10 protein-coding genes and 1 pseudogene are annotated in these 12,507 nt (G+C 67.1%); 8 read left to right on the forward strand and 3 right to left on the reverse strand.

Going from position 1 to position 12,507, the window contains the following annotated elements:
* Positions 1 to 31 precede the first annotated feature (31 nt).
* The 5 genes from G6N20_RS15895 (at position 32) to G6N20_RS15915 (ending at position 4,993) form a co-directional block, all read left to right on the forward strand.
* Positions 32 to 1,021, forward strand: coding sequence for an ABC transporter substrate-binding protein (locus G6N20_RS15895; protein ID WP_083045734.1), 990 nt, complete (start codon positions 32 to 34; stop codon positions 1,019 to 1,021).
* A gap of 217 nt (positions 1,022 to 1,238) precedes the next feature.
* Positions 1,239 to 1,925, forward strand: a complete 687-nt coding sequence (locus tag G6N20_RS15900; RefSeq protein WP_083045735.1) for a 5-oxoprolinase subunit B family protein — start codon at positions 1,239 to 1,241, stop codon at positions 1,923 to 1,925.
* A 9-nt stretch (positions 1,926 to 1,934) separates the two neighbouring features.
* Positions 1,935 to 2,843 (forward strand): 5-oxoprolinase/urea amidolyase family protein, encoded by a 909-nt coding sequence (locus G6N20_RS15905; RefSeq protein WP_083045736.1) that lies wholly within the window; start codon positions 1,935 to 1,937, stop codon positions 2,841 to 2,843.
* 10 nt (positions 2,844 to 2,853) lie between these two features.
* On the forward strand, positions 2,854 to 3,399 hold the full coding sequence (locus G6N20_RS15910) for a GNAT family N-acetyltransferase (protein ID WP_083045737.1): 546 nt from the start codon (positions 2,854 to 2,856) through the stop codon (positions 3,397 to 3,399).
* A gap of 184 nt (positions 3,400 to 3,583) precedes the next feature.
* Positions 3,584 to 4,993, forward strand: a complete 1,410-nt coding sequence (locus G6N20_RS15915; protein WP_083045738.1) for a nitrate/nitrite transporter — start codon at positions 3,584 to 3,586, stop codon at positions 4,991 to 4,993.
* Between the two features lie 212 nt (positions 4,994 to 5,205).
* On the opposite strand, the pseudogene G6N20_RS15920 reads toward G6N20_RS15915, so the two are convergent.
* A pseudogene (locus G6N20_RS15920) lies at positions 5,206 to 6,383 on the reverse strand (HNH endonuclease signature motif containing protein).
* A gap of 621 nt (positions 6,384 to 7,004) precedes the next feature.
* Between G6N20_RS15920 and G6N20_RS15925 the strand changes: the two are divergent.
* The 3 genes from G6N20_RS15925 to G6N20_RS15935 are packed head-to-tail and all read left to right on the forward strand — an operon-like array spanning position 7,005 to position 9,404.
* On the forward strand, positions 7,005 to 8,150 hold the full coding sequence (locus tag G6N20_RS15925) for a uroporphyrinogen-III synthase (protein ID WP_083045739.1): 1,146 nt from the start codon (positions 7,005 to 7,007) through the stop codon (positions 8,148 to 8,150).
* Entirely contained in the window at positions 8,147 to 8,920 is a 774-nt protein-coding gene (locus G6N20_RS15930; RefSeq protein WP_083045740.1) for a sirohydrochlorin chelatase, read from the forward strand. Before G6N20_RS15925 ends, G6N20_RS15930 begins: the two co-directional genes overlap by 4 nt.
* Before the next feature lie 31 nt (positions 8,921 to 8,951).
* On the forward strand, positions 8,952 to 9,404 hold the full coding sequence (locus G6N20_RS15935; protein WP_083045741.1) for a TetR/AcrR family transcriptional regulator: 453 nt from the start codon (positions 8,952 to 8,954) through the stop codon (positions 9,402 to 9,404).
* Positions 9,405 to 9,491: 87 nt separating this feature from the next.
* Here G6N20_RS15935 and nirD read toward each other — a convergent pair whose 3' ends face one another.
* Complete coding sequence (nirD, locus tag G6N20_RS15940; protein ID WP_083045742.1) at positions 9,492 to 9,848, reverse strand: nitrite reductase small subunit NirD; 357 nt, start codon at positions 9,846 to 9,848, stop codon at positions 9,492 to 9,494.
* A 64-nt stretch (positions 9,849 to 9,912) separates the two neighbouring features.
* On the reverse strand, positions 9,913 to 12,480 hold the full coding sequence (gene nirB, locus G6N20_RS15945) for a nitrite reductase large subunit NirB (protein WP_083045743.1): 2,568 nt from the start codon (positions 12,478 to 12,480) through the stop codon (positions 9,913 to 9,915).
* Positions 12,481 to 12,507: the final 27 nt, after the last annotated feature.

Genomic DNA, 12,507 nt, shown 5'->3' on the forward strand with positions numbered 1-12,507 from the left:
GCAGCGCGTGGGCGCGCGATACTGTCACGCCATGCAACCGGGATGGAATCGGCGGGGATTCTTGCAGGTCGCCGGGGCCGCGGGACTGCTCGCCGCCGGGGTCTCGGCTGGGTGCTCGTCACCCAAACCCGCGCCGGGCACGCCTGGCGGCGGGGCGGTGACGATCACCCACCTGTTCGGCCAGACCGTCATCAAGGCGCCGCCCCAGCGCGTCGTCAGCGCCGGATACACCGAGCAGGACGACCTGCTTGCGGTGGGTGTGGTGCCCGTCGCGGTGACCAATTGGTTCGGCGACCAGCCGTTCGCGGTGTGGCCGTGGGCCCAGCCCTTGCTCGGCGGTGCGCAACCGGTGGTGTTGAACCTGGACGACGGAATTCAAATCGACCGGATCGCGGCCTTGAAGCCCGATCTGATCGTGGCGATCAACGCCGGCGTCGACGCCGATACTTATCAGAAACTGTCGGCGATCGCCCCGACCGTGGCGCAATCGGGCGGCGACGCGTTCTTTGAGCCCTGGAAGGACCAGGCCACCACGATCGGCAAGGCGGTCTTTCAGGCCGATCGGATGACATCGCTGATCGGTGCCGTCGACCACATGTTCGCCGCCGTGGCGCAGCAGTATCCACACTGGATGGGCAAGAGGGCGCTGCTGCTGCAGGGCAGGCTTTGGCAAGGCAACGTGGTCGCAACCATGGCTGGCTGGCGAACGGACTTCCTCAACGACATGGGTCTGGTCATCGCCGACAGCATCAAGCCTTTCGCCGCCGATCAACGCGCCGTCATCCCCCGCGATCACATCAAATCGGTCCTGGATTCTGCCGACCTGCTGATCTGGTGCACCGAGAGCCCCGAGGAGCAGCAGGCGTTGCTGGCCGACCCCGAAGTCTCGCAGGCGACCACGCCAGACCGCCACATCTTCACCACCAAGGAGCTGGCCGGCGCGATTGCCTTCTCCTCGCCGCTCAGCTATCCCGTGGTCGCCGATCAACTACCCCCACAGATCGGCAAGATCTTGGGCTGATCGCGCGGCGCATGAGCCCGCGCTGGCGAGGATGCAGCGGGCACCATCCGCTTGCGGGGGACGAAGCGATGTGGGGTACCTCCCGCTTGCGGGGGCGCGGGGGCACCGCCCGCTTGCGGGGGCACCTGAGAGCGGCGCATGAGCGTTTGCTAAGGCACCTCTGGCAGTGCTCGAAAATCCCTGGCCCAGCTCCCAAATCCGGCGCTACCGTCGAGGAATGAGCGTGACCGATCTCTCCATGGACGTCGTAGCGGACAGGCCGGCCCGCACGATCTTCGACTACGGCGACCATGCGCTGCTGCTGCAATGTGACAGCACCGCGGAGGTATTGGCCTGGACGGACGCGCTGCAGGCCGCGGCGCTGCCCGGGGTGGTCGACATCGTCCCCGCCTCCCGCACCGTGTTGGTCAAGCTCGACGGGCCGCGGTTGCAAGGGGTCACCCGTCACCGACTGCGCAAGTTGCGGGTCGCCCGCGACACCGACGCGGCCGCGACCACGCCCGCGGATCGCCCGGACAACCGGGTGAGCGACCTGGTGATCGACGTCATCTACGACGGCCCAGACCTCGCCGAGGTCGCCGACCTTACCGGCCTGACCACCGCACAGGTCATCAACGCCCACACCGCCACGCCATGGCGGGTGGCCTTCAGCGGGTTCGCGCCCGGCTTTGCGTATTTGATCGACGGCGACCCGCGACTGCGGGTGCCGCGTCGCCCCGAGCGGCGGGCGTCGGTGCCGGCCGGCTCGGTCGCCCTGGCCGGCGAATTCAGCGGTATTTATCCGCGGCGATGGCCCGCCGGGTGGCAGATCATCGGCCACACCGATGCGGTCCTGTGGGATATCGACCGACCCAACCCGGCGCTGCTCACGCCGGGCATGCGGGTCCGGTTCCGGGCGGCGTAGGGAGGAACCGTGACCACCCTGGAGATCCTGCGCACCGGCCCACTGGCCGTCGTAGAGGACCTCGGCCGGGCCGGGCTCGCCCACCTCGGGGTGGGCCGGTCCGGCGCCGCCGACCGTCGCTCGCACACCCTGGCCAACCGGCTGGTAGCCAACCCCGACGACCGGGCGACCATCGAAGTCACGTTCGGTGGTTTCTCGGCCCGGGTCCGCGGCGGCGACGTCGATATTGCGGTGACCGGCGCCGACACCGACCCCTCGGTCGACGGAAAGTTGTTCGGCACCAACAGCATTCAACATGTCCGGGACGGCCAGGTGATCTCGCTCGGGAGTCCGCACGCCGGATTGCGCAGCTACCTGGCGGTGCGCGGTGGCATCGGCGTTCCGCCGGTGCTGGGATCACGCAGTTACGACGTAATGTCGGCGATCGGCCCGTCGCCGCTGCGGGCCGGCGACGTCCTGCCGATCGGCGAACACACCGACGACTACCCCGAACTCGACCAGGCCCCGGTCGCCGCCATCGCCGAACATATCGTGGAGCTGTTGGTGGTGCCGGGGCCGCGCGATGACTGGCTTGTCGATCCCGACGCGTTGGTGCACACGATCTGGATGGCATCCAACCGCAGCGACCGGGTGGGTATGCGATTGGAGGGCCGCCCGCTCCAGCATCGCTGGCCGGATCGGCAGCTCCCCAGCGAAGGAGTCACCCGTGGCGCGGTTCAGGTGCCGCCCAACGGATTACCGGTGATCCTGGGTCCTGACCACCCGATCACCGGCGGGTACCCGGTTGTCGGCGTGGTGATCGACGAGGACATCGACAAGGTCGCCCAGATACGTCCGGGCCAGTACGTGCGGCTGCACTGGGCGCGGCCTCGCTCCGCCGGTAAGGCTGTGGCGCACGCTCGGCAGCCGGAGTGGTAGACAGGGTTTCGTGCACACCCAGGTACACACGGCTCGCCTGGTCCACACCTCCGATCTCGACCGCGAGAACCGGCAACGTGTCCGTGAGATGGTCGCCGCTGCGTTCGCCGGTGACTTCACCGAGGCCGACTGGGAGCACGCGCTGGGCGGGATGCACGCCCTCATCTGGCATCACGGCGCGATCATCGCGCACGCCGCTGTGGTCCAGCGGCGGCTGATGTACCGGGGCAGCGCGTTGCGTTGCGGCTACCTTGAAGCCGTTGCAGTACGGGAGGATTGGCGCGGTCAGGGACTGGTGCATGCGCTGCTGGACGGTGTCGAACAAGTGCTGCGCGGGGCTTATCAGCTCGGAGCGCTCAGCTCCTCGGTACCGGCCCGCAGGCTCTACGCCGCGCGCGGCTGGCTGCCCTGGCGTGGCCCGACGTCGGTGCTGAGTCCCGCCGGTCCGATCCGCACGCCAGACGACGACGGAACCGTGTTCGTGCTGCCGGTCGAGGTCGACCTGGACACCTCCGCAGAGTTGATGTGCGATTGGCGCGCGGGGGCCGTCTGGTAATCGGTGCGGCTGCGCCGAGCCGTCATCGTGATGCCCGCCACACGGACCGACCCCCGCCCCGCCCTCACACCCGCACCGGCCCTGGGGTGATCGGAAGTTCACGCCCGGGTCACTGCCAGAAGCGCCGGGGCAACAAAGGATTCCTAGCGTGGGCGATAACACCGAATGAGGATAGGAGTCGTCTGTGGGCCGTTCGCACACGATCTCGCAGTGGGATCCTGAGGATGTGGCGGCCTGGGAAGCCGGAAATAAGTACATCGCCCGTCGAAACCTGCTCTGGTCGGTGATCGCCGAGCACATCGGGTTCTCGATCTGGTCCATCTGGTCGGTGATGGTGCTCTTCATGCCCGCGTCGGTGTACGGCTTTTCCGCCGGCGACAAGTTCTTGCTCGGGGCCACCGCGACCCTGGTCGGGGCGTGTTTGCGATTCCCCTATACCTTTGCCACCGCGAAATTCGGCGGGCGCAACTGGACTATCTTTTCGGCACTGGTGCTGTTGATTCCCACCGTCGGCACCATCCTGCTGCTGGCCAATCCCGGTTTGCCACTATGGCCGTATCTGGGGTGTGCTGCGCTAGCGGGCCTCGGGGGCGGCAACTTCGCTTCGTCCATGACAAACATCAACGCGTTTTATCCACAACGGCTCAAAGGTTGGGCGTTGGCGCTCAACGCGGGCGGCGGCAACCTCGGTGTACCGATGGTTCAACTGGTGGGCCTGCTGGTCATCGCAACGGTCGGCGACCGCCAACCCTACTGGGTGTGTGCCGTGTACCTGGTGCTGCTGGCGGTCGCCGGCATCGGTGCGGCGCTGTACATGGACAACCTGCGGGAGTACCGCATCGAAATGCGCACCATGCGTGCGGTGCTCGTAGAGCCGCACACTTGGGTGATCTCGCTGCTGTATATCGGCACGTTCGGCTCGTTCATAGGGTTCTCCTTCGCATTTGGTCAGGTGATGCAGATCAACTTCATCGCCAACGGTCAGACCGCGGCGCAGGCGTCCTTGCACGCGGCCCAGATCGCCTTCCTGGGGCCACTATTGGGGTCGCTGTCTCGGGTGTACGGCGGCCGGCTAGCCGACCGCATCGGCGGCGGCCGTGTTACCCTGGCCGTCTTCTGCTTGATGATCCTTGCGGCTGGAATCCTGGTCAGCGCTAGCACTTTCACCGACCATGTGGCCGGGCCGGCCCCCGCCGCGACCATGGTTGGCTACGTCGTTGGCTTCGTCGCCCTGTTCATCCTGTCTGGAATCGGCAATGGCTCTGTGTACAAGATGATTCCGTCAATCTTCGAAAGACGCAGCCGCTCGCTGCCGATCAGCGAAGTCGAGCGTGGGCAATGGTCACGGTCCATGTCGGGCGCACTGATCGGCCTTACCGGCGCGATCGGTGCGCTCGGCGGCGTGGGCGTCAATCTCGTTCTGCGCCAGTCCTACTTGAGCAGTGGCACCGCGACATCGGCGTTTTGGGCCTTCGTGGCGACCTACGTCGCCGCCTCGATACTGACCTGGGCGATCTACGTGCGCCGGCCGCTCGCGGTCCCTGTCCCGCTGGCACCTGAGTGCGCTTCGCGTGCGAGCTTGGCTTACGTTTAAAGTTCTTAGCCAAGAGCGTGTGGGCGTCGGGAAGGTTGGTGGGGCATGGACGCCGGTGGAAGTGGTTGGGCGTGCATGATCTGCTGGCCTATGCCAGCTTGTCCCGATTCCTAGGTTCTGGCCTGGGTTGGCGGTGTGGGCAGGGACTTGTCGGTCGGGTCAGGCCGCCCGAGGTTTGCGCGGTTGGGTGGCTGATTGTGGACCACTGCGATCTAGGACTCGTATTGTCGTAGCGTAGGCCGGTGGCCCAGCCGCGGATTCGGGCTACGGGTCGTCGTCCTCGTCGTCCCCGTCGCGGAGCAGTTTTTCGGGGTGGTGGAACGGTTGATGTGGGGTTGGCCGCGGACCAGATGCGACGGTGGGATCCACTCGGTCTCGCCGCGGGCGTTTTTGCGGGTGCTCCAACCCCCGGGTTGCAGCATGCGGTGGTGGGCGCCGCAGGCAAACGTCAACGCGTTGGCGTCGGTGGTGCGGCACTGGGCATACGGGGTGACATGATGGACCTCACAGTAATAGCCGCCCACCGCGCAGCCCGGGGCGCTGCACCCACGATCCTTGGCGTATAAGACGATTCGCTGTGCCGGGGAGGCCAACCGCTTGCTGTGATACAGCGCCAGCGCCTTGCCGTGATCGAAGATCGCCAGGTAGTGCCGGGCGTGGCGGGCCAGCCGGATCACATCGCTCATCGGCAGCAGGCTGCCCCCGCCGGTGAGTCCGGTGCCGGCGGCGGCCTCCGCCTCGGCCAGCGTGGTGGTCACGATGATGCTGGCCGGCAGGCCGTTGTGTTGGCCCAGCTTGCCGCAGGCCAGCAGCGCGCGCAGCCCGGCGTTCAGGCCATCGTGCTGGCGTTGGGCCGTGCTGCGGGTATCAGACTCGATGGCCTGCTGGCTGGGTGTGCCGTCCACGCACGGGGTTTCGTCGGCGGGGTTGCCCATGCCGGGGCGGCCAGCTTGGCCCACACCGCCTCCACGCTGGCCCGGGCCTTGCGGGGTGAGCCAGCCGCGCAGCCCCGACATGCCATCGGCGCCCTGTGCGCCCAGGGTGATGCCGCGCCGGCGGGCCCGGTCCTCATCACGGTAATTCCCGTCGGGGTTGCGGCAGTCGGCGAGTTTGTCGGCCAGCCCGGCCAGTTGTTCGGGGCGAAACCGGGTGCCTTTTTGGCCGGCGTGGCCTCCGCGCAGTCGCGGGTGGGCGCATCGACCCAGCCGGGCAGCCGGTGAGAGAACCGGCGAATCACCCCGATCTGGCCGGTGCCCAACGTGCCGGCGCGGTGGGCGGCGGCGCTGGCCGCCAACACCGGCGCCAGCGGCTGGCCGGTCAGCGCGCGCCGCGGCCCCAACTCGGCGGCCTCACCGATGCGGCGGGCGCGCCATGAGACGGCTGAAACCACAGTGACACACGAGATTTCATACCGCCCCGGTGTTGGCTTTGTGGAGGCACGACAGCAGTCGACCGATCGTTGGGCGCCAGCACCGGCTCGGCGGCGGCGTTGGCGTGGTAGCGGAAATGGCTGCCGCCGATGACAGCCACGCCGGCATGGGTTCCATCACATTGAACGGCTACGTGGTTGGTTTCGTCGTGCTGTTCATCCTCTCCGGGACGCTCAACAGATCGGTGTTCACACTGATCCCGTCGGTGTTTGAGGCTCGCAGCCGCTCGCTGGAGGCCACCGCAACCGAACGCCGCCATTGGTCGCGCGCCATGTCGGATCGTTGGTCGGCATCTGCTCGGCGGTCGGCGCACTCGACGGCGTGGGCATCAACCTGGCGCTGCGCGCGTCCTGCCTCAGAAGCGGCACAGAGACCTCCGCGTACTGGATCTTCTTGGCTTCCTATGTCGTTGCGGCGTTTCTGACGTGGGTGATGCATGTTCGCCGTCCGGCCGCGGCCACCGCAGTTCTGGGGCCGAAAGCGTCCCGGATGGTGCCCGCGTTACCGACGCCCCAACGAGGGCAATGCGTCAGCAATTGTGCTGTAACGCTGCGGAAATTTCTCCGGCATAGACATTTCCTATGGCCCAGACCGACGCTGCGCCACTGACCGGCTATCGGATTGCGGTGACGTCGGCGCGCCGCGCCGAGGAGTTGTGCGCGTTGCTGAGCCGCCAGGGCGCCGAGGTCTGCAGGGCACCGGCGATCAACATGATCGCGTTGCCCGACGACGATGAACTGCACAGCAACACAGAGGCGTTGATCGCCAACCCGCCCGACATCCTGGTGGCGCACACCGGCATCGGCTTTCGCGGCTGGCTGGCCGCGGCCGAGGGATGGGGGCTGGCGAGTCAGCTCATCGCGTCGCTGTCGTCGGCCCGGATCGTGTCCCGCGGACCGAAGGCGACCGGTGCGCTGCGCGCCGCCGGCCTGCACGAGGAGTGGTCCCCCGAATCGGAATCGTCACAGGAAGTTCTGGAATATCTACTCAAATCCGGGGTATCCGGGTCGCGCATCGCGGTGCAGCTGCATGGCGCCGCCGACGCGTGGGATCCGTTCCCGGAGTTCATCGGCGGGTTACGGTCCGCCGGGGCCGAAGTTGTGCCGATCCGGGTGTACCGCTGGAAGCCGACGCCGTTAGGCGGAGACTTCGACCAGCTGGTGATCGGGATTGCCCGGCGGCAATTCGACGCGGTCAGCTTTACCTCGGCCCCGGCAGCGGCGGCGGTCCTAGAACGTGGCCGCGAGTTGGACATTGAGGAGCAGCTGGTGGAAGCCCTGCGCACCGGTGTGCACGCAATGTGTGTCGGACCGGTGACGTCGCGGCCGCTGATCCGACGGGGCATCCCGACGTCATCGCCCGAGCGAATGCGGTTGGGAGCCTTGGCCCGGCACATTGCCGAGGAGTTACCGGTGCTGGGGTCATTCAGCGTGAAGGCCGCCGGCCACGTGATCGACATTCGCGGGACCTGTGTGCTGGTCGACGGCTCGGTCAAGATACCCTCCGGCTCCGGAATGGCGATCCTGCGGGTGTTGGCCCAGCGTCCGGGCGACGTCGTTTCGCGCGGCAACCTGCTGCGCGTGCTGCCCGGCAACGGCGACGACACCCATGCGGTGGACACCGCGGTGCTGCGGCTGCGAACCGCCCTGGGCGACCGGAACATCATTGCGACGGTGGTCAAGCGTGGTTACCGACTGGCCGTGGACACCGGGCCGGGTGGCACGTGAGCCTGATCTTGACGGCGCACGGCACCCGCAGACCGGCCGGGGTGGCAATGATCGGTGACCTCGCCGCGCAGGTGGGCGCGCTCGTCGACCACGCGGTGCAGGTTGCGTTTGTCGACGTGTTGGGACCCACGCCCAGCGAGGTGCTTGCCAGGCTGTCGCCCCAGAGGACGGGGCGCACCGCCATCGTGGTTCCGGCCTTCCTGGCCCGCGGCTACCATGTGCGCACCGACCTACCCGCTCACGTGGTAGCCAGTGGACATCCCCGGGTCATCGTCACGCCCCCGCTGGGGCCAAGCCGGGCGATCACCGCGATTCTCTGCCAACAGCTAGTGGAATGCGGTTGGCGTCCGGACGATTCGGTGATCCTCGCGGCGGCGGGAACATCCGATCAACGGGCACTCGCCGACCTGGACAGCACTGGGGCGATGCTGTGCAGGCTGACCGGATCACGTGTGGATCTGGGATTCGCGGCCACCGGAAGTCCAGACGTGCGAACGGCGGTCGATATCGCCCGCCGACGGGACGGACGTCGCGTTGTGGTTGCCTCTTATCTGCTGGCCGAAGGCCTTTTTCAAGAACGCCTACGGGCCAGTGGCGCCGATCTGGTGACCCCGCCGCTGGCCACCCATCCCGGATTGGCCCGGCTGATCGCAGACCGATTCCGCAGCGTCCCGCCGCGTCGATGCGGCCGCCAAGCAATGCAGCACGTGCCGAATTGCGTGGAGCACAAGGCTTTGCTGGTGCGGCACGCCGAGGCCAGCCACGCTTGATCTTTGATCACATCCACGCAATCCTGACACCATGGCCCGTTACGAAGAGCCCTCGCGCGGGCTCCTCGACCCGGTGGCGAAGATGCTGCGGTTACCCTTCGGCACACCGGAGTTCATCGATAAAATCGTCACCGGAAGCGTCAACCAGGTAGGCCGTCGCACACTTTACCTGCTGATCACCACCTGGGACGCTGCCGGAGGCGGCCCATTTGCCGCCAGCGCGATCGCATCCACGGGCCTGGCCAAGACCGCCGAGATCGTGCAGGCGATGTTCATCGGGCCGGTGTTCAACCCGCTGCTCAAGATGCTCGGTGCCGACAAGATCGCCATCCGGGCGTCGTTGTGCGCCTCTCAGCTCGTCGGTTTGGGCATCATGCGCTACGGGGTGCGCTCGGAGCCGCTGCACTCCCTGTCGGTCGACGCGCTCGTCGACGCCATCGGCCCGACCATGCAGCGCTACCTTGTCGGCGACATCGGCCAATGACGCCCCGCGACGATGCAGGCCGGAACGGCCTGAGAAGGAGCGGGGCAATCCGGTTCAAGCCCCGCGACGATGCCGGCCGGCGATCGACTACGTCGTGATCCGGGCCACCTGTATATAGCCGTCCGGGGTGACACGCGCCGGGTACACCGGCACCGAAACCCGCGGATCGTCGAGGCAGGATCCGTCGTCGAGCGCGAAAGCCTGCTTGAGGATAGGTGATTGGACGGTGGCACGCCCGCCGCGATCACCGACGATGCCACGTGACATCACCGCCGCACCGGAGAACGGGTCGATGTTGCCGACGGCGTGCACCGACCCATCGTCCAGCCGGAACAAGGCCACCTGGCTGCCGTCGTCGAGCAGCACACCAACGCCACGGCCCGGAATGAGGTAGTCGTAGTTACAGGCCGTCGTCCATACCTGAACGTCGTTGAGAAGTGTCACCGTTCCTCCTTGCTCAGGCCGCGCGCGATCCCGGGCAAGCCGGCATCGTCGTAGCCGTGGTGGCTCATGATCGGACCCGCGGGATACCAATGGGCACAGGCACTTTGCGCCCGGCACGCTCGGTGAAGGTGACCGTCGAGTCCACGGCGTCGGGAGCGTTGACGAAGGAGACGAACCGCGACAGCTTGTCCGGATCGTCCAGCACGCCCTTCCACTCGCATTTGTAGTTCGCGACATGCCGCTCCATCGCGGCCTCGAATTCCTCGGCCAGGCCCAGTGAGTCTTCGCACACGACCTCGCGCACGTGGTCCAATCCGCCCTCGAGCGATTCGATCCAGGGCGCGGTGCGTTGCAGCCGGTCCGCGGTGCGGATGTAGTACATCAGGAACCGGTCGACGTAGCGGACCAGCGTCGTGGTGTCCAGGTCGCTGGCCAGCAGCTGGGCGTGCTTGGGAGTCATGCCACCGTTGCCGCCGACGTAGAGGTTCCAGCCCTTCTCGGTGGCGATCACACCCACGTCCTTGGCGCGCGCCTCGGCGCATTCCCGCGCGCAGCCCGAGACGCCCATCTTGATCTTGTGCGGTGCCCGCAGACCGCGGTAGCGCAATTCCAGATCGATGGCCAGCTGCACCGAATCCTGCTGCCCATAGCGGCACCAGTCACTGCCCACGCAGCTCTTCACGGTACGCACCGCCTTGCCGTAGGCGTGGCCTGATTCCATGCCGGCGTCGACCAGCCGCTTCCAGATCTGCGGGAGTTGCTCCACGCGGGCGCCGAACATGTCGATCCGCTGGCCGCCGGTGATCTTGGTGTAGAGCCCGAATTCCTGCGCGATCTGCCCGATCAGGATCAGGTGCTCGGGTTTGATGTCGCCGCCAGGCACTCGCGGCACCACCGAGTAGCTGCCGTTCTTCTGAATGTTGGCCAGGAAGTGGTCGTTGGAATCCTGCAGCGAGGCTTGCTCGCCGTCGAGGATGTGGTCGGACCCGGTGGACGCCAGGATGGACGCGACCACGGGCTTGCAGATGTCGCAACCTTTCCCGCGGCCGAAGCGCTCCAGCAGCCCGGAGAAGGTCCTGATTTCGGTGGCGGTGATGATTTCGAAGAGTTCGGCCCGCGACTGGCTGAAGTGCTCGCACAGCGCCTTGGACTGTTCCACGCCCTCGGCGTGCAACAGCTGCTTGAGCAGCGGCACGCACGACCCGCACGACGTGCCGGCCGCGGTGCACGATTTGAGCGCGGGAATCTCGTGACAACCGTCGGCGATGGCGCACTTCAGCTCGCCCTTGGTCACGTTGTTGCACGAGCAGATCTGCGCCGAATCAGGCAGTGCCCCAACCCCCAAGGCCCCAGCGCCGTCACCGGACCCGGCCGGGGCGATCAGCGCCAACGGATCCCCGGGCAGTTCACTGCCGACCATGGGCCGCAACACCCCGTACGAGGAGGCGTCGCCCACCAACACACCACCGAGCAGCGTCTTGGCGTCGTCGGAAAGCACCAGTTTGGCGTAGGTGCGTTTGACCGCGTCGTTCACGACGACCTCGAGACAGTTCTCGGCTGCCCCCAACGCGTCACCGAAGCTGGCGACGTCGACGCCCAGCAGCTTGAGCTTCGTTGACAGGTCCGCCCCGGGGAACTCCGCGGCACCGTCGAGCAGTCGGTCGGCCACCACTTCGGCGCTGGTGTAGCCGGGACCGACCAGACCGTAGCACCGGCCCTCGATCGCGGCCACCTCGCCGACCGCGTAGATATCGGGATCGCTTGTCCGGCAAGACAAGTCGGTGAGCACGCCACCACGCTCGGCGGTCGTCAACCCTGCCGCTCTAGCCAGCTCGTCGCGTGGCCGGATGCCGGCGGCGAAGATGACCACGCCGGCATCGATCACCTCGCCGTCGCTCAGCAAGACCCGCACCCATCTAGACCCATCCGAATGCACAACGGACTCAATCGATTTAGTGCTCGTCGCGAGGTGAACCGAGATGCCAAGGTCGGTGATCATCCTGGCCAGCAGCACGCCCCCGCCCTCGTCGATCTGCTGGGCCATCAACCGCGGCATCATCTCGACGACATGGGTCTGCAATCCGAACTGGCGCAACGCGTTAGCGGCCTCCAGTCCGAGCAGCCCACCGCCGATGACGACCCCCGCCTCCACGTGACCGGCAGCCAACATACGCTGGACGCCGGCACGGATGGCGTCCAGGTCGTCCAGCGTCCGGTAGACATGGCACTCGGGCAGGTCGTGGCCGGGCACCGGCGGGACAAAGGCATAGGAGCCGGTGGCCAGCACCAGGATGTCGTAATGGTGCCGCTGCCCGTCGGCGGTGACCACCGACTTTGTCGCGCGGTCGATTTCGGTGACCGCGTTGTTCAACAGCAACCGAACCCGGTCATCACCCGCGTAATCGTTGCCGGGCAGCGCCAGCCGGCTGCGATCCCAGCCTTCGGTGTAGGAGGTCAGGCCGACACGGTCATAGGCCGCGTCGGCCTCCTCGGCCAGCACTGTGATCCGCCAAGCCCCGTTGGCGTCCCGGGCGCGGAGCGCTTCGACCAAGCGGTGGCCCACCATGCCGTGCCCGACCACGATGACCTGGCGGGCCGCAGCGGGCGCGCGCGTCGTTCCGGCTGGGGCCATGAAGACGAGGGTAAAAGCGGGAAATTA

It is taken from the genome of Mycobacterium shinjukuense, from assembly GCF_010730055.1.
Taxonomy (GTDB): domain Bacteria; phylum Actinomycetota; class Actinomycetes; order Mycobacteriales; family Mycobacteriaceae; genus Mycobacterium; species Mycobacterium shinjukuense.

Bases quoted from the DNA above. Each gene is read 5' to 3' on its own strand.
- nirB (WP_083045743.1), bottom strand. From the start codon at position 12,480: ATGGCCCCAGCCGGAACGACGCGCGCGCCCGCTGCGGCCCGCCAGGTC.
- G6N20_RS15925 (WP_083045739.1), top strand. From the start codon at position 7,005: ATGGCCCAGACCGACGCTGCGCCACTGACCGGCTATCGGATTGCGGTG.
- G6N20_RS15900 (WP_083045735.1), top strand. From the start codon at position 1,239: ATGAGCGTGACCGATCTCTCCATGGACGTCGTAGCGGACAGGCCGGCC.
- G6N20_RS15895 (WP_083045734.1), top strand. From the start codon at position 32: ATGCAACCGGGATGGAATCGGCGGGGATTCTTGCAGGTCGCCGGGGCC.
- G6N20_RS15935 (WP_083045741.1), top strand. From the start codon at position 8,952: ATGGCCCGTTACGAAGAGCCCTCGCGCGGGCTCCTCGACCCGGTGGCG.